Source organism: Leptodesmis sp., from assembly GCF_052746595.1.
Genome location: NZ_JBRAGO010000035.1, coordinates 24,128 through 40,198 on the forward strand (window position 1 = coordinate 24,128; position 16,071 = coordinate 40,198).

Annotated in this window: 16 protein-coding genes; 6 read left to right on the plus strand and 10 right to left on the minus strand. The window is 46.1% G+C overall.

Annotation, left to right across the window (positions count from 1 at the left end):
- Positions 1-224 precede the first annotated feature (224 nt).
- Positions 225-1,244 carry an O-antigen ligase domain-containing protein gene (locus ACUVQO_RS09885; protein ID WP_445925713.1) on the plus strand — a complete coding sequence of 340 codons (1,020 nt, stop codon included), beginning with the start codon at positions 225-227 and terminating at the stop codon, positions 1,242-1,244.
- A 42-nt stretch (positions 1,245-1,286) separates the two neighbouring features.
- Positions 1,287-1,583 carry a hypothetical protein gene (locus tag ACUVQO_RS09890; protein ID WP_445925714.1) on the plus strand — a complete coding sequence of 99 codons (297 nt, stop codon included), beginning with the start codon at positions 1,287-1,289 and terminating at the stop codon, positions 1,581-1,583.
- Between the two features lie 85 nt (positions 1,584-1,668).
- On the opposite strand, the gene ACUVQO_RS09895 is transcribed toward ACUVQO_RS09890, so the two are convergent.
- The 5 genes from ACUVQO_RS09895 to ACUVQO_RS09915 form a co-directional block, all read right to left on the minus strand.
- The gene (locus tag ACUVQO_RS09895; protein ID WP_445925715.1) at positions 1,669-3,069 is read right to left on the minus strand and encodes a ferredoxin:protochlorophyllide reductase (ATP-dependent) subunit N; all 1,401 of its coding nucleotides are present in this window, start codon (positions 3,067-3,069) and stop codon (positions 1,669-1,671) included.
- Positions 3,070-3,165: 96 nt separating this feature from the next.
- Entirely contained in the window at positions 3,166-3,621 is a 456-nt protein-coding gene (locus ACUVQO_RS09900; protein WP_445925716.1) for a DUF5331 domain-containing protein, read from the minus strand.
- An 89-nt stretch (positions 3,622-3,710) separates the two neighbouring features.
- On the minus strand, positions 3,711-4,577 hold the full coding sequence (gene bchL / locus ACUVQO_RS09905) for a ferredoxin:protochlorophyllide reductase (ATP-dependent) iron-sulfur ATP-binding protein (RefSeq protein ID WP_445925717.1): 867 nt from the start codon (positions 4,575-4,577) through the stop codon (positions 3,711-3,713).
- 743 nt (positions 4,578-5,320) lie between these two features.
- Positions 5,321-6,106 carry an RNA polymerase sigma factor SigF gene (locus ACUVQO_RS09910; protein WP_445925718.1) on the minus strand — a complete coding sequence of 262 codons (786 nt, stop codon included), beginning with the start codon at positions 6,104-6,106 and terminating at the stop codon, positions 5,321-5,323.
- 755 nt (positions 6,107-6,861) lie between these two features.
- Positions 6,862-7,689 (minus strand): photosystem II manganese-stabilizing polypeptide, encoded by an 828-nt coding sequence (locus tag ACUVQO_RS09915; RefSeq protein WP_445925719.1) that lies wholly within the window; start codon positions 7,687-7,689, stop codon positions 6,862-6,864.
- A 323-nt stretch (positions 7,690-8,012) separates the two neighbouring features.
- Between ACUVQO_RS09915 and ACUVQO_RS09920 the strand changes: the two genes are divergently transcribed.
- A complete protein-coding gene (locus ACUVQO_RS09920) occupies positions 8,013-8,360 on the plus strand; it encodes a hypothetical protein (protein WP_445925720.1) in 348 nt (115 codons plus the stop codon).
- A gap of 175 nt (positions 8,361-8,535) precedes the next feature.
- Here the strand turns inward: ACUVQO_RS09920 and psbM are convergent, their stop codons facing one another.
- Both psbM and ACUVQO_RS09930 read right to left on the minus strand, forming a co-directional pair.
- On the minus strand, positions 8,536-8,652 hold the full coding sequence (psbM, locus tag ACUVQO_RS09925) for a photosystem II reaction center protein PsbM (protein ID WP_445925721.1): 117 nt from the start codon (positions 8,650-8,652) through the stop codon (positions 8,536-8,538).
- 95 nt (positions 8,653-8,747) lie between these two features.
- Positions 8,748-9,044, minus strand: coding sequence for a 2Fe-2S iron-sulfur cluster-binding protein (locus ACUVQO_RS09930; protein WP_445925722.1), 297 nt, complete (start codon positions 9,042-9,044; stop codon positions 8,748-8,750).
- A gap of 474 nt (positions 9,045-9,518) precedes the next feature.
- Here ACUVQO_RS09930 and psbB point away from each other — a divergent pair, with 474 nt between their 5' ends.
- The 3 genes from psbB to ACUVQO_RS09945 all read left to right on the plus strand — a co-directional run bounded on the left by psbB (position 9,519) and on the right by ACUVQO_RS09945 (position 11,860).
- A complete protein-coding gene (gene psbB, locus ACUVQO_RS09935) occupies positions 9,519-11,051 on the plus strand; it encodes a photosystem II chlorophyll-binding protein CP47 (RefSeq protein WP_445925723.1) in 1,533 nt (510 codons plus the stop codon).
- 120 nt (positions 11,052-11,171) lie between these two features.
- Positions 11,172-11,267, plus strand: coding sequence for a photosystem II reaction center protein T (locus tag ACUVQO_RS09940; protein ID WP_445925724.1), 96 nt, complete (start codon positions 11,172-11,174; stop codon positions 11,265-11,267).
- Between the two features lie 146 nt (positions 11,268-11,413).
- Positions 11,414-11,860, plus strand: coding sequence for a hypothetical protein (locus ACUVQO_RS09945; protein WP_445925725.1), 447 nt, complete (start codon positions 11,414-11,416; stop codon positions 11,858-11,860).
- 102 nt (positions 11,861-11,962) lie between these two features.
- Here ACUVQO_RS09945 and ACUVQO_RS09950 read toward each other — a convergent pair whose 3' ends face one another.
- The 3 genes from ACUVQO_RS09950 to ndhN form a co-directional block, all read right to left on the minus strand.
- On the minus strand, positions 11,963-13,822 hold the full coding sequence (locus ACUVQO_RS09950; protein WP_445925726.1) for a R3H domain-containing nucleic acid-binding protein: 1,860 nt from the start codon (positions 13,820-13,822) through the stop codon (positions 11,963-11,965).
- Positions 13,823-14,056: 234 nt separating this feature from the next.
- A complete protein-coding gene (gene ldpA / locus ACUVQO_RS09955) occupies positions 14,057-15,262 on the minus strand; it encodes a circadian clock protein LdpA (RefSeq protein ID WP_445925727.1) in 1,206 nt (401 codons plus the stop codon).
- A gap of 195 nt (positions 15,263-15,457) precedes the next feature.
- Positions 15,458-15,934 (minus strand): NAD(P)H-quinone oxidoreductase subunit N, encoded by a 477-nt coding sequence (gene ndhN / locus ACUVQO_RS09960; protein ID WP_445925728.1) that lies wholly within the window; start codon positions 15,932-15,934, stop codon positions 15,458-15,460.
- Positions 15,935-16,071: the final 137 nt, after the last annotated feature.

The window sequence follows — 16,071 nt, forward strand, 5'->3', positions numbered from 1 at the left end:
TTGTTGTAATGAAAGGCACCTGTAGATCCCCCTTAGCCCCCTTAAAAAAGGGAAACCGGGCTCAAGGTCTCCCTTTTTAAGGAGGATTTAGGGGAATCTAAACCGTTTCGTTACCAGCAAGAGAACTTCTCAAACATCCTCTAAGGCAACAGAATCACAATTTTTCAGCTTCTTTAAAGTTCAAAATTCCATGTAGAAGCAAACACAATTAGAGTTGAAAAACCATGGGTGGTAATGCATTAGTTCCAATAGTAATGTTTGGTTGGATTCCTGTAGTGTTTTATATATTTCTACGGTATCCTGCCCAACGCGCAGTGATTATCAGCTTTATCTTTGCATGGCTTTTTCTTCCAGTGGCAGAAATTAAGCTTCCAGGGTTACCTGACTACAGTAAGATGACAGCAACGTCTTACGGGATTCTGTTAGCAACAGCCCTTTATGACAGCGATCGCTTTAGGTCTTTTAGATTTAGCTGGATTGATATACCTATATTATGTTGGGGCATTGTTTCTCCAGTGATGTCTTCAATGACTAACGATTTGGGCACACATGATGCTATCTCTGGAGCCTTATCTCAAACTGTAACCTGGGGAGTGCCTTATTTCTTAGGCCGGATTTATCTCAACAATCTTGCTGGCCTGAGGCAATTGGCGATCGGAATTTTCGTTGGAGGGTTGGTTTACATTCCTTTCATCTGGTATGAGAATCGTACTTTTTCAAGCCTTCATGTCGCAGTTTATGGAATGGACACTGGACGAGACTTAGCCCAATCTTTCCGATTAGGAGGATATAGAGCACAAGTCTTCATGGAACATGGCCTCATGCTGGGTGTCTGGATGATGGCCGTTTGTATCATGGGGATTGTGTTATGGAGGATGGAAATTATTAAGCGCATCTGGAATCAACCGATCGGTTTGTGGATAGCCATTCTCCTAATTACATTTATTAACGCAAGATCTACGGGAGCTTATAATCTTTTTCTACTTGGCACCTTAGCTTTATTTATTGCATGGCGTTTCCGCAATTCCCTTGTGATATGGTTTATCACTCTAGCAATTTGTTTGTACCTCTTTCTTGGTGCCTCTGGTAATTTCCCAAGCAAGCAAATTATTGCCGCCATATCACAAGTCTTTCCAGAAGAAAGAGTACAATCCCTTCAATTTAGATTTGATAATGAGGAAATTTTAGGTTTGAAAGCACGCCAGCGTATTGCCTTCGGCTGGGGAGGTTTTGGTAGAAATTGAGTCTTTAATGAAATAGGTGAAGACATATCCGTTACTGACAGTATGTGGATTATTGCCTTTGGGGTCTATGGAGTGCTTGGTTTAATATCTTTAACGGCTTCAATCCTCTTACCAGTTGTAGCATTTTGTATTCGTTATCCTGCCAAAACCTGGTCAAATCCAGCGATCGCTCCTGCGGCAGCTCTAGCAGTATGTGTTTGCCTTTATATGCTTGATTCTGTGCTAAATGCCATGGTCAACCCGATCTTCATGTTAGCTACTGGTGGACTTGCTGGTATTGCCATACAACCAAGGAAAGCTCCAGTTCCTCAATTAACTCGTCAACTTGCACGAGTTTAATCAATAAAAATAGAAATCAATAGAAACAAACAAGGAATGCAGACTTGCATTCCTTGAAAGTTTTACAGATACAAGCTGAACAGATTTAAGAATCCGCCTGTTCCCTGATCAGTTTCTCCCATCCCAGATTCTTTAATGAGTTGTTTCGACGTAGGGGACGAGTCACCAGTTCTAGAATGTCGCGGGCATTAGTAAAGCCGTGAATTTGAGCAAAGGTGAATTCAACTGACCATTTTGTGGTGATCCCACGGGCTTCCAAAGGATTAGCATGGGCCATACCTGTAATCACTAAATCAGGCTGTAGCTCTTTAATTCGCTGCAGTTGATTGTAGTTATCCGGTTTTTCAATAATCTTGGGTAGGGACGTTCCCATTTCTTGACAGGTTTTCTCTAGCAGCGCTAATTCAGCCGCCTGATAGCGCTTATCCATATAGGGAATCCCGACTTCCGGACAAGTCATACCACACCGAATCAGAAATCGGGCTAGAGAAATTTCTAGCAGGTTATCTCCCATAAAAAAGACCGACTTACCGCGAATGAGCTGAATGTAGTCTTCCAGACTTTCCCAAATTTGGGCTTCCCGCTCTGCTAACCCTGTGGGTGTGATGCCGAATACGGAACAAATTTTTTCAATCCAGGCACGGGTGCCATCAGGCCCGATCGGGAACGGTGCTCCAATTAATTTGCACTTCCGTCGCCGCATCAGCGTCGTTGCCGTACGAGACAAAAATGGATTGACTCCAACCACATAGTCACCTTCATCAAGCGGTGGAAGTTCCCCATATCGCTTCGCCGGTAGCCAGCCAGACACTTTAATCCCTTGCTTTTTCAGTTCGAGGGTAAGTTGAGTCACTACCGGATCCGGTAAGGAGCCAAACAGAACCAGGGGCGGATGATCCAGGTATTGAGATTTTTCTGTGGCAACCTCTTCCTTTTTGCGACCAAAATTCAACAGCTTTGAGATCGCATTTCGCTCCTCTTTTTCCACTTCAGGAACCTTGGTGGGACAACGCTGTACCATCGCGGCTAGCACAGTGTCTTCTCCTTGAGTAAAGGCATAATCAAGACCATTGGCACGGGCGACCACGATCGGAATGCCGATTTCTGCTTCCAGTTTGGGAGCCATCCCCTCCAAGTCCATTTTGATGATTTCAGTAGTGCACGTGCCAATCCAAACAATCACACTCGGATTACGATCGCGCTTAATTTGCAAGCACAATCGTTTCAATTCCTCATAATCATTTAACTGAGCCGAAATATCCCCTTCTTCCAACTCAGCCATTGCATATCGTGGCTCTGCAAAAATCATTACACCCATGGCATTTTGCAAAAAGTAGCCACAGGTCTTTGTACCGATTACTAGAAAGAAACTATCTTCAATTTTCTGGTACAGCCAGGTGACACAACTGATAGGACAAAATGTGTGATAATTCCCGGTTTCACATTCAAATGAAATGGCCTGAGGTTGGGCATCAGCAAGAGTCATAATTCACTTTCCTAAGTTAAGCAAAGGTCTGTTTTACGAAAGAGATTTACCAGCTTCAGAATTGATTGAACTTAGCTCAAAAGAAATTATTTCAATTCATTTTTTCCTGCGATAACGTCCCCCCTGACAGGTTTCATCAATCCTGGAAACCTGTTTGGGAGATTGTTCCAGGGGTGAAAGAATTTCACTTGAGCTAGCGGGTAGTAGCTTGACCATTTTTGACTTCGCGATGGATTGAGCCGGTTCAGAACTAACGGCTGCTGCTTTTTGCTGAGACTTTTGCAGTTTTTCTAAGTATTCATCAGGGTTAAAATTGAGACCTAAAGCAGCAACAATTCGGTCAGGATTACTGCTTAAATCTACGATTAAAGGAAGCAAGTGATTCAGTTGAGGCTCCAGGACAGATAATGTTGCCAGCATAAACCCTGAAGACGGTCGGCGTTTGCCATCACAGTCAACCCAGACCTGTAATCGAGCAATCCAGTAGCGATTCTCTGCATAGTAATTCAGCCACTTATGCTTTAGAGACTGACGAAGTTGCTCAGTATTCACAGAACACCTTGATGGAAGATTAGAGTTGTGAGGGGAGTGGTTAAAAGTATTGTATGTAACTGAAACCCCCCTTAAACTCAAAATCCTGTTCAAACCATCATCAAATCTAACTCTTCCTCCACTATTTGAACTTTGGGCTTTTGGGGGTTGAGATAGAAATCAGACAAAAGCGAGAACAGATCGCGATCAAGAGCATCGACAGGAACTACACCCTCTGGATGCGCCAGAATTTGATCGGCAATGTTGAGGTAGTAGTCACAAACGTAATTGAGCGACGGATCAGACTCGGCCATTTCAAACAGGGTTTTCCCTTTGACCCGAGAAATGCGAATGTCTTCAATCAGGGGCAGAACTTCAAGGACAGGCATTGGGACAGCTTCAACATACTTGTCGATGAGATCCCGTTTAGCGGTACGGTTGCCAATTAAACCTGCTAGCCGTAAAGGATGAGTGCGAGCCTTTTCTCGGACGGATGCTGCGATGCGATTCGCCGCAAACAGGGCATCGAAGCCGTTATCGGTAACGATCATACAGTAGTCTGCGTAATTGAGCGGAGCCGCAAAACCACCACACACCACATCGCCTAAAACATCAAATAAGATCACATCGTATTCGTCAAAAGCATTGAGTTCCTTGAGCAGTTTGACCGTCTCACCCACTACATAGCCGCCGCAACCTGCCCCTGCAGGTGGCCCGCCAGCTTCCACACAGTCAACTCCGCCGTAGCCTTTATAAATCACATCTTCCGGCCAGACATCTTCGTAGTGGTAGTCCTTAGCCTGGAGCGTGTCAATGATCGTTGGAATCAGAAAGCCTGTCAAGGTAAAGGTACTATCGTGCTTTGGATCGCAGCCAATCTGTAGAACCTTCTTGCCACGTTTTGCTAAGGCGACAGAGATATTACAGCTCGTCGTTGATTTTCCGATTCCACCTTTTCCATAAACTGCAAGTTTCACGTTGGCAATCTCCTTATTTTTCTCAAATCCAAGTGGAAGGATATTAAACCCTGGCAATACAGATAAGACAACTCACAGCCAGGTTGCTTTGAAGGTGCCTGTTAAGAGCATTATTGTCGAACTTTAGGATAAATAGGGAAGTACTCCAAAAGACTTAGGGTAGTAGAGAAGAGCTTAAAGCATCAGAGCAATATCAGAAAAAGCTCAGGAATCAAAATCGTTAAAAAGCTCTTAAATATCCATCATCCTAAACCTTACAAAACTTTTTTATATAAAACAGAACAAAAGACAAAAAATATTAACTAACGGCAGATGGCTTGGTGGTGCAGAAAACTCCTGAAACCCCTATAAATTAAGGATTCTCACCGAGACAGCGATCTTGAGTTTTATCGGGCGAACGAACGAGGGCAAGGGGTTTCAGGCGCTGTTTTGGTCGTTCAGGTTATCCATCATGAGACTCAAAAAAGTTTTCTGCACCACTCAGGGGGGTAGCTCGATCGCTTTATTAAAAATAGTGAACTTTAAAGTGATCACCGACTGCAAAGTTTGTTGGCTGGTCTTATAGGAATGGCCCACCCCCGTCAGTAGGAGTAGGCCATGGTCGTGTTGAGTCACCCTAGCGATTGAAGTTGCGGCTATAGGGAGAAAATCTGCCGAAGCAGGTTACTGAAAACCTTGATTGTATTGAGTCTGCGTCGGCAGACTGGGTGAGTATAGTCGCGGTTCTAACCGCCGATACTTTTCTATTCTGCTTCGCCTTCTGAACCACCCATCAACCGTTGGAGCAGATCAAGCCCCTTTTTCACTCGACGAGATACTGTCACAGCACTGATTCCCAATCGTTCTGCTGTTTCCTTTTGAGTTAAGTCATACAAAAAGACGAACTCTAGAATTTGACGAGTACGTTTCTCTAGCTGGGTCAACGCCAAATGCAGACGAATCTGATCTTCCTGAGCCAGTTGAAAGCTGCGATAGCGGGTGTCAGGAACCAGATCAGCCAACGATGAAGTACCGTTATCTTCATCCTTAATGGGAGCATCTAAACTCAGAAGAGAACGATTTTGGCTAGCCAACTTAATCTCTTGCCACTCTTCTAATGAAATCTCTAACGCTTCGGCTATTTCTAAGTCTGAGGGCTGGCGGTTTAATTCAACGTGTAGCTCACGAATTACCCAAACAGCTTTGCGTTGCAGAGCTTGCCAACGTCGAGGAATACGGACTGAAAGACTCTTGTCTCTTAAATAGTGCTGGATTTCACCTCTAATATAGGGAATTGCGAAGGAACTGAAAGCATGTCCTTTGGACACATCGAAGCGTTCGATCGCCCGGATCAGGCCAATACTACCAACTTGAAGCAAATCCTCATAACTCTCATTACACTGGTTCATCCAGTGATGAGCTTCTCTTCTAACCAGCCCAAAGTTAAGTTCAACTAATCTATTCCGAACTTGAGGACAGGCAATCTGTTGATACTCCCTTAGCAGTTGTAAACTTTCGCTTTTGAGTTCGTAATTGCTAGTAGTAGACATGACGAATTTCAGTCGGTAGCGCAGTGTTCTTAAAGATTGTCAAAAAAGGCTCCTTAGCTCTCAGGATAGAGCAATAGCCCAAAGTACCCTGAAATTGGAATTGAAGTTTTGGATAAGAAATCTAGAGTCACTGTAGGATACCATGAAGATTGCTGGAGCAACTCTTAGATGCACAAATGAACTAACCTAGGAGCCTAAAATGACTAATTAATCCTGCGTTTAACCTAGTTTCTGGAAACAGGTTTGTACAATCGCATTTTTACGGAACTCATTCGATAAATAGCTTTTATAGCGTTTTTCGGTCGAGTGCGGTACATTTTCAGTCCTCAAGTTCCTGACGGTTGGGAGATGAGCATACCTCATCGGTTCAGGAACCGCTATATAAAAGTAGTTTATAAGGATGTTTATCAGGCAATTATGCCAATAAATTAGCTTGAAAGTATTTAAATTTTTACATTTAAGAGGAGGTTTGAGAAGCCGCGATCGCCCTGCATAGGGGCATAGTATTCGATCAAGAATCTCTAAAAGCTACCACAAAGCTGTTAGCCGAAGGCTACGCCCTTACAGATCAAGGGGATAAACTAGGGCCTTTAAATACCCTCTAATCTTCAAAACTCTGGAGTCGTATCAGAACAAGCCCCTATATAAAAAGGGGCTAACGCCCCTTCAAAAGCTCATATATGAGCCAGCAACTTACGTTACTGACGACAAAAATTCTGAATTTAGCAACTTCGATCTCAAAAATTCAGATACTTCTACGCTGCAGGCTCGACTCGAGCATACCAAAGCCCACGGATTTTCACATCTTTAGGCTCGTGAGAACCCATGTCCGTTTCCGAAGGCTGATTACTTTCAAAGTTACCTGCAATCTCTCCAGTTGAACTATCAACCCTGGTGACCTGCAGAGAGATTCTACCTTTGTCAAGCTGAAATCGCTTAACGTTTTCCTTGGCTAACTCTTCACTATCTGCAGCAGATGGAAGCGCCACCGCGTTATCATATCCTGCGGTCAAGCCACGCCCTTTAGGATCCAGGAAATTTGCAGTCCGGTAAGAAGGAACTTTAAATTCCCCTTCAAAATCCGTAGAAGCATTGACTGATGATTGTTCGGGCTGGGTGGTTGCCACTAGTTCCTTGATGGTAAAGAGAAACGGAACTCGCTCTCCACCAGGGAGTTGAACAGTAATAGGCTGAAAATCTAAGCCATCTTCCTCAATAAACGTCAAGCTGCCATCCGCATTTGGCTTGAGTGTTCCTTGCACTGCATCAATGGATGACGTATAGCGGGTCATTAGTTTAGTAGAAACATATTCCGCAGCCTGCCGCTTATTGGCAGCCTCTTCTTTCACAAGAAAGCTAGTTGGCTGCAAACACAAGCTAGTCAAACGATAGGTTTTGTTGGGGTCGATCGGAATCGAACCCCGGCTAGTCTCAGGGATTTGAGGACAGGTATTGGCTAAACCTGTGCCTCTAATTTGGTCGTAAGTCATAGCCTCCCTACTCATAGCAGGGCTTTCAGCGCAGGCAGTAAGTAGACTGAAACAAAGCGCCAGGAGTGTAACGACTAGAGCACGGTACCTCATGAACAACCTCAAATAGATGTAATGTAAATTGCCCAGTCCAGCTTTTCATGCAATATTCAGAGTTTTCTGGGCAAGTTTAAGAGACGAGCACCAGACGCTTAGAGCCATCCACAAGGGAGTGGCAAGAAACATTTGGACTCCAAAATGTGTATCAATGCTAGGATCCCACAAAATAGATGCTAATACTTAATATCAGAGATTTGCGATCGAGAAAGAATCTGCCATGCTTAATTCAAGTACTTATCAGGTCAGTCAATAGACTCTGAATCCCAAGCACAAAAATGCTCTAACACTTTGCCCCGTAAATCTAGGAAACTTTCCCAATGATTGATAATGAGGACGTTCAATTAGAACAACTGGAAAAGCGCCTGCAAGCGGCTACGGAGAGCATTTGGAAAATCGCTCAGGAATATGGCAACAATAGTCTTGGGTTGCTGGGAATTTTGAGAACCTTAGAAAAATTGCATCAAGAGATTCGAGACAATCTTTTTCAAGCATCTTTGCCAGACAACCGTCAGGCCCTGTACAAACTCCTGAGAGATATTGAAGCAAAGGGTGGATGGCCCTATATCTACCGAACTAAGTTACAGGCGCTTCTGGAAAACCTGGATGCAGCCACCATTAAAGAGTTGCATCTGAATTCTCAAAAACCGCCTCAACCTAATCCTTAAAACCTTTACTCCTTTAGAAGGTACTTGGCGAGCTATTCAGATTATTCAAGTCGCGATCGACGATTGCCTGATGCCGATTAGCAACAGGCTATGAATCCAAAAGCATCTAAAATGTGAGCAGCCTGGTAGTTTTCATGAAAGATGTCTTCAGGTTGAGAGCTGAATCAGCGATCGCTTAGGAGTCCTTATTAGCCTGACTACTAGCAGTTTGAATGTACAGAATTAGCAGGAAAACAGATGGAACCAGAACAAACAGAATGCTGGCAATAAAGCCCAAGTCATTAACTTGCATAATGCGCTACTCCTTCCTTCAGATTTGAGACAACTGCGATTGCTATATAGAATACCACTGGTCTTATACGCCGATCGCAGCCTAGGGTTTCATCATCACGGCTTCGTTTTGATGCTCACAGGGCCGTTAACCAGAGTTTGACAAGCCAAACGATAGCTGTCTGGCTTTTTCTTCAATTTGCGCTTCTCCACATCAGTCCGGGGCGAAAGATGTTCTTCCCCCTCTACAACCTCCACCACGCAAGTACCACACTGTCCATAGCCACCACAGTTCATCAACTTACCAACCAGGGTATAAATATCGATGTTATTCTCAAGGGCTTTGAACCTGAGATTCGCGCCATCTGCCGCAATGACTTCTCGATTTTCGTTGACAAACTTGATTACAGCCATGGTCACACCTTGAATCTGACTCAACACTAACAAATCTCAAACCGTTTCCCTGAATCGTTTTTAGGAAGGGGAATCAGGTTCCAGTACTTTAATAAAACTTGACCAAACTTAATATATTTTAACCGATAAGGGGGGTAATAAATGAGAGATTTGTAGTCAACATTCTGTAATGAGGCTATGTAATAGAAGGTTGAAGGAGGGCTAGACCAAGTTCTTTCCTAAAACGCTTTAGAAGCTTTCTAGTGGCTTGCAATAGCCTTGACCACTGGTTACACTTCTTTATACACTTTCATTTTTCCATGGCTGCTTTCTTGCGTACCTGCCTATATTCAATTTCCTGGTTGATTGGGTTAACTCTGCAAGGAGCAAAGACGAGTTAAAGGCTGACTATTCGGATTTACTAGATCCCAGCCCTTTAATAAGATTCAAAGAGAGGCGTCAAACTAAAGCGATTTACAAGGAGGAGCGTAGTCGATGGGACTACCCTGGTACCGTGTACATACAGTCCTGATTAATGATCCAGGACGGCTAATCGCCGCACACCTGATGCATACTGCTTTGGTAGCAGGATGGGCAGGTTCTATGGCGTTGTATGAGTTAGCAATTTTTGATCCTAGTGACCCTGTATTAAATCCCATGTGGCGGCAAGGCATGTTTGTCCTGCCGTTTATGGCTCGTTTGGGTGTTACAGGCTCCTGGGCTGGTTGGAGCATTACCGGGGAATCTGGGGTTAACCCTGGATTCTGGTCATTTGAAGGGGTCGCTGCTGCCCACATTATTCTTTCCGGTCTGCTGTTCCTGGCTGCCATATGGCACTGGGTTTATTGGGACTTAGAACTGTTCAGAGATCCTCGGACAGGCGAGCCTGCTCTTGACCTGCCTAAAATGTTTGGGATTCACCTGTTCTTATCTGGACTTCTTTGCTTCGGTTTTGGAGCATTCCATTTAACTGGCCTGTTTGGCCCTGGAATGTGGGTTTCAGACCCCTATGGATTAACGGGCAGTGTTCAGCCTGTTGCTCCTGAATGGGGGCCATCTGGGTTTAATCCGTTCAACCCTGGTGGAATTGTGGCTCACCATATTGCCGCAGGCGTTGTCGGAGTGATTGCCGGACTGTTCCACCTCAGTGTTCGTCCTCCCGAAAGGCTGTATAAGGCTCTGCGGATGGGGAATATTGAAACTGTTCTGTCCAGCAGTATCGCGGCTGTGTTCTTTGCGGCGTTTGTGGTGGCAGGAACGATGTGGTATGGCAATGCTGCCACGCCAATCGAACTGTTTGGCCCAACTCGCTATCAATGGGATAGTGGTTATTTCAGGCAAGAGATCGAGAAGCGAGTACAAGCCGATCTCGCTAATGGTGTCAGCCTGAGTGAGGCTTATTCTGCAATCCCAGAGAAGCTCGCCTTCTATGACTATGTGGGTAACAGTCCTGCCAAGGGTGGGTTGTTCCGTACTGGTCCTATGAATAAGGGGGATGGGATTGCTCAAAACTGGTTGGGACATCCCGTGTTCAAGGATCGGGAAGGTCACGAACTGACTGTGCGTCGCCTGCCCAACTTCTTTGAAAACTTCCCCGTTGTTCTGACCGATAGTGAAGGGGTTGTTCGTGCAGATATTCCCTTCCGTCGGGCTGAATCGAAGTACAGCTTTGAGCAAGCTGGAGTAACGGTCAGCTTCTATGGCGGTCAATTAAATGGCAAAACCTTCACCGATCCTGCTTCTGTGAAGAAGTACGCCCGTGCCGCTCAATTGGGAGAACCGTTTGAGTTCGATCGCGAAACCCTCAACTCTGACGGTGTATTCCGCACCAGCCCCAGAGGATGGTTTACCTTTGGTCATGCGGTGTTTGCCCTCTTGTTCTTCTTTGGTCACATCTGGCACGGCTCACGGACGCTGTTCCGGGATGTCTTTGCTGGAATTGATCCAGATCTGTCCGAAGAGCAAGTGGAATGGGGCTTCTTCCAGAAAGTGGGTGACAAGACCACCCGACGGAAGGAAGCGGTTTAGTCCCACTTTTAGTGCATCGGGTTAAGAGAGGTTTAATCGGGCGATTACCTTGATTGGTAAAGCGATGAACCTCTCTTGACCTTGGTAGATGACTGTCGTGATGTTGCTGAGAGGTTTGATATGGAAAGCGTTGCTTATATCCTGATTCTAACTCTGGCGATCGGTGTTCTGTTTTTTGCGGTCGCCTTCCGTGAGCCACCCCGTATTGGCAAATAAATTGTTTTTGGTTGCATTTGTTGACCGTCCAAGTTGCCCTGTAAAAAGAGTTGGCTCTTTTTCAAAGCGTTGCTTGGACGTTTTTGTTGGTAGCCATTTAGGGGATAGTTTTATAATTTGAGCGACCTTATCAAGGGCTGATCGAGATGCAAGATGAGCGTGATATCCTGCAATGTTTAGCGAATGGTCAACTATTAGTAGTCAACAGTCGTAAGCGGAATGGATTAATTCTTTGTAAGGAATATCATGCTGAGTTTGCGGGACCAGGAGCTGCAATCGGCAGTTTTTTCGATCTGGACTGCAAACAGGTCATCCCTGTTGGCGCTCTCTCTCTGGTAGAACCAGAAAATCAAGAGGAACGCCAAAAAGCTTACTTGATCCGGCGACAGTGGATTCGACTGACCCATCAACTAACAGACAATCCTGTAGCTCTGCAGAGAGCGCAAATGATTTTGAACCATTTTGAAAACTACTTTGGTACTGAAACCGTTAAACAAATTCCGGATGAAGCCTTCGCGCTAATGGTTGGGATATTACCGCAAACGGTTAAGTCGTTGCGGAACTCTGAGAGTTTGTGTTTACTTTCCAAATAAGGAGAAAATCCATCAAATTAACAAATTATGCAAATTAATTGAATAGGCTGATAGCCGACCGCCGCGCCCCTACGCCTATTTAGGAGTTCGTTTCCTACATTTCTAAGCAGGGTAAATACGTAAACGCCGATTGGGTTCCTCACCAAAGCTACGGGATTTGAGGTGGTAGTGCTCAACCAATTCATGTTGCATCTTACGAACACTGGCAGAGCGAGGCAGCAGTTCTACAGGTTGCCCCTTCGGAATGACAATTTGTTCAACTGCTAGACGCGCTTCTTCCAGTGCTTCAATCTCATCATCACTATCGCCCCGGTTCAAATATAAATCAAGGTTAGTGGCATCCGGTGAACTGGGATCATCCATATCCAACATTCGCCTTAGTCCACGCGCAATTTGGGGAATGCTACTGGATTTCACGGTATGAATCGGAACCTGACGCGCCTTAGCAATCTGACGCAGTTTGGAGTGGTTTTTGACGTGCGATCGCAGCGCTAACACTGCATCCGCATTGTCCATATCTTTCGTCAGAACAACGGGTAAGCGCAGGGTTTGAATTACCTGATCCAACTGGTGGCGGCTAACTCCATAAGGATAGACGTAGAGTAAATCTTCACCATTCAATCCAAACCGAGGTTCACCGCGATCGCCCTTTTCTGCCGCCAGACTCCTAAACGAGGGAGATCCCAACGATGAAACATCCGCTTCCGATTCCAGGTCAGCTTCAAGAGACTGATTCCATAACTCTTCAAACTGCTGCTGATTGGAAAGTTCCCGCTCACGATCGGTACTGGGTAAGGGACGCATCTGTCCAGCCGAACGCCATCCCTTGCTCCAAGTGGCATCTGAGCGCCCAATCGGAGGATTGTCAATCAAAAATCCATCTTTGCGATCCAGCTTGGGAAGGGCAGGTGTTCTTCGGAATGTACCAGCAAAGTCAGTACTTGACAATTCATGGGTAATTGTTACCTTACCCGTCTCGCTCACGGTGCGGACTTGCGGATTGGGCTGGCGACCTCGCAATAAACTATCAATGGTTTCCGCAACGTGTTCATGGACAACCCAACGCTGCCGCTCCAGCATTTCCACCGCAATATCAAAAGTCGGAGGAGCTTTCCGTTCCAGCACACTTTTCTGGCTGCCCCGGCGACGAGCTTCTTCATCCCCTAATGTGACGGATTGAATCCCACCGACTAGATCAGACAAGGTGGGGTTTTTGATCAAGTTTTCGAGTTGATTGCCGTGAGCCGTTCCCACCAGTTGCACACCCCGTTCAGCGATCGTTCTAGCCGCCAGAGCTTCTAACTCAGTACCAATTTCATCAATCACGATCACTTCCGGCATGTGATTTTCCACCGCCTCAATCATGACTTGATGCTGTAACTCTGGACGGGCCACCTGCATCCGACGGGCGCGACCGATCGCTGGGTGCGGCACATCGCCATCTCCCGCAATTTCATTGGAGGTATCGATAATCACGACTCGCTTTTCCAGATCATCGGCCAGGACACGGGCAATTTCTCGCAGTGCCGTTGTTTTACCTACACCCGGACGACCCAGCATCAGAATTGACTTGCCACTTTCGACCAGATCACGAATCATACCGATCGTGCCAAAGATGGCCCGACCGACCCGGCAGGTGAGGCCAATAATTTCACCGCGACGATTCCGAATAGCACTGATCCGGTGTAAGGTCTGCTCAATGCCTGCCCGGTTGTCGCCGCCAAAATCCCCAACTCTGGCAATGCAATCATTGATGTCAATCTGAGTCACAGGCTCATCGGACAAATACTCAGCCTTTCCTGGAAAACGGGCCTCTGGACGACGACCCAAGTCTAGAACCACTTCAACCAGGGTATTCAGTTGAGGGTGTTGTTGTAATCGCTGGCGAATTGCACCGGGCAGAATTTCCAGTAATTTGCTCAGATCGTCCGTAATTTGTGTATTAATTGCAGGATTATTCATGGATGCTGCGTTTGAGAAGCTAGCAGGCGTGGTTGAGGGTGAATCCGAGGAATTTGAAGCGGAAGCCAGAGGTTGGAAGGGGTCATGAGGAGAAAGAGAGAAATTAGGTTTGGCCATCTAGAGGGAAGGATGTAGAAAAGGAACTGGATAATTACAAGGAAATCAAACTTGTCCAAGTCCAGAACCGCTATTGAGTGGGCTTAGGAAAACTTTAGTTCTTTGAGGGGACTTGGTTTAAGTAACAGAGGACACATAGGAAGATCTTAAAGAAGGCATCGTTTGAAATGGTTTTAGTTGGGATACAAGGGAGTGGGCAAGAGTAACGGCTTGAACGAGCAAATCTGGGGCGGCTTCTAAGCGAACAGGAAATGCTGACGTTGGCGCAGCGCTGGCTAGTCGCCTCGAAGACTGGAAGCAGGGTGAAGCGATCTCGCTCTGAGAAAGTCCGATCGCTGCTAGTTGTTCAAGCACGGGCGCTAATAAGACCCTCGCGTAGCTTCCATAAGCAACTCCTGCAATATAAGGTTTAGAGATAGACCATCCTGGCAAATCACTTAAATCGGCGAAATCAGTGGCAGGTTGGGAGAGTAACTGTGTTTTGAGTAACCCTAGCGATCGCAATTTTGGCACCGTATAATCATTGGCTCCTCCTGCTAATTGCACATATCCGGGTAATCCTGCGGCTAAGACCTTCTGTCCCAGTTTGATCGCGGCTCTGGTCGTGCCAGTCCCAATATCACCGCTCATTGGACGACCATCGGCTTGCCAGATTAATGGGCAGTTTAACGGAGAAATAATCCTATATAGGGACTGGAGGTAATCGATCAGCCCTTCACCATCAGGACAACTGATAGCCAGCAGCTTTAACTGGTCAGCCCAGGGTTGCATGGCGTTCCACAGTTTTTGGAAGTTTTCCAGATGTCCTACATGGGTATGAATTTCGACCGCATCGACTCCGGCTTCTAGAACTAAGGGGGCGATCGCTTCAGGGGTTGAAATGTGCGATCGCGTGGTGATGTGTTGGATAGGACAGACGGGCAAACATCGACCACACCCATAGCAACGTTCCGAAATGACCCCAGCAAGAGAAATTGCATTCGCAGGACAGATGGCTTCACAGGGGCGAGGACAGCCACCTGGACAAACTTCTGGATCAAATTCAGCTTTGCGAAAGTGAGGATCCTCCCCATCATTCAGGCTGACCATTAAAAGGGGTTGCTTGATGGGAGCTGCAGAAAGCTGAGCACAGGTCTTTTGCAATTTGACTGCAAGTGCAATCGCTTCTTTCACAGCTAAAATGACCGCTGGCTCTGCTGCGACATCAATACAATCTGCTCCAGCCAGAGTATAGGCCAACGCCAGATTACGAACTGCAGGGAGGTGTTGATAACTGGCTCCGCAGATGAGCTTGAACCAATGCCCCTCCCTTAAAGATTGCAAAGGGTAATGTTGATCAATCACTCCTTCATGCTAATGCCCTGAGCGGAAAATTTGCAGGGCAGCCTTGAAATATTTTTGCATTTGTGTGCTGCAACGCAAAAGACAAGGAAACAGGCTCTCAAAAAAACTCTCTCACCTTTTGGCCATTCCTATTTGGTAGAAACGTTCCGGTGGAACATCTCTATAACGGTAAATCTATGCAGACAGAGAAGCTTGTTTGAGAGGCATCCAGCGGAAATAACGATCGCCGCCTAATTCCAGTACGACCTTGACGCGAGGCTCAATCTCTGGCAGTCGAGTTAAATACTCAATCTCTTCATTGGTTAGAATATTTCCTTCCAGAATCCAGAGCAGTAATCCTCTGTGCTGGGGAGAAAGGTTCTCTAAGTTATAAGAAACGATAGGAGGGATAAAGTAGCGGTAACCTACGGCCGCCCCTGCCCCCGTACTTTTTTTACCCAGGTGAGGCGGACGTACCCCATGAATTCCCATGAGATAGGAAGACAGGTCACCCAACCCCCTTGCTGAAAGCGAGAGAGACTCATAGCCAGCAGCCCGAATGCGCCGCCTGTACCGTCCTTCAAAACCACCTTCAAGGGGAACATAGGCCCCTAATGCTCTGTGGGTTTCCAAATCCTGGATTAGTTTCTTGCCTGTGGTAATCAGCGCCATAGTGTACTCTCTAGTTCAGCAACCTTCACCTAACTCTCAACTTGGGCAGTCACCTGACCCAATTCTTTAAGATATATTTGCCTATTGACTACTCCCCGGCGTGAATGCGCGGGGATTCTAAACGGATGTTACGGGAC

What these genes read in the sequence shown, in the direction of transcription:
- ACUVQO_RS09885 (WP_445925713.1), top strand. Translation starts at nt 225, where the DNA reads ATGGGTGGTAATGCATTAGTTCCAATAGTAATGTTTGGTTGGATTCCT.
- ACUVQO_RS09890 (WP_445925714.1), top strand. Translation starts at nt 1,287, where the DNA reads ATGTGGATTATTGCCTTTGGGGTCTATGGAGTGCTTGGTTTAATATCT.
- ACUVQO_RS09895 (WP_445925715.1), bottom strand. Translation starts at nt 3,069, where the DNA reads ATGACTCTTGCTGATGCCCAACCTCAGGCCATTTCATTTGAATGTGAA.
- ACUVQO_RS09910 (WP_445925718.1), bottom strand. Translation starts at nt 6,106, where the DNA reads ATGTCTACTACTAGCAATTACGAACTCAAAAGCGAAAGTTTACAACTG.
- ACUVQO_RS09915 (WP_445925719.1), bottom strand. Translation starts at nt 7,689, where the DNA reads ATGAGGTACCGTGCTCTAGTCGTTACACTCCTGGCGCTTTGTTTCAGT.
- ACUVQO_RS09920 (WP_445925720.1), top strand. Translation starts at nt 8,013, where the DNA reads ATGATTGATAATGAGGACGTTCAATTAGAACAACTGGAAAAGCGCCTG.
- psbM (WP_445925721.1), bottom strand. Translation starts at nt 8,652, where the DNA reads ATGCAAGTTAATGACTTGGGCTTTATTGCCAGCATTCTGTTTGTTCTG.
- ACUVQO_RS09930 (WP_445925722.1), bottom strand. Translation starts at nt 9,044, where the DNA reads ATGGCTGTAATCAAGTTTGTCAACGAAAATCGAGAAGTCATTGCGGCA.
- psbB (WP_445925723.1), top strand. Translation starts at nt 9,519, where the DNA reads ATGGGACTACCCTGGTACCGTGTACATACAGTCCTGATTAATGATCCA.
- ACUVQO_RS09940 (WP_445925724.1), top strand. Translation starts at nt 11,172, where the DNA reads ATGGAAAGCGTTGCTTATATCCTGATTCTAACTCTGGCGATCGGTGTT.
- ACUVQO_RS09945 (WP_445925725.1), top strand. Translation starts at nt 11,414, where the DNA reads ATGCAAGATGAGCGTGATATCCTGCAATGTTTAGCGAATGGTCAACTA.
- ACUVQO_RS09950 (WP_445925726.1), bottom strand. Translation starts at nt 13,822, where the DNA reads ATGAATAATCCTGCAATTAATACACAAATTACGGACGATCTGAGCAAA.
- ndhN (WP_445925728.1), bottom strand. Translation starts at nt 15,934, where the DNA reads ATGGCGCTGATTACCACAGGCAAGAAACTAATCCAGGATTTGGAAACC.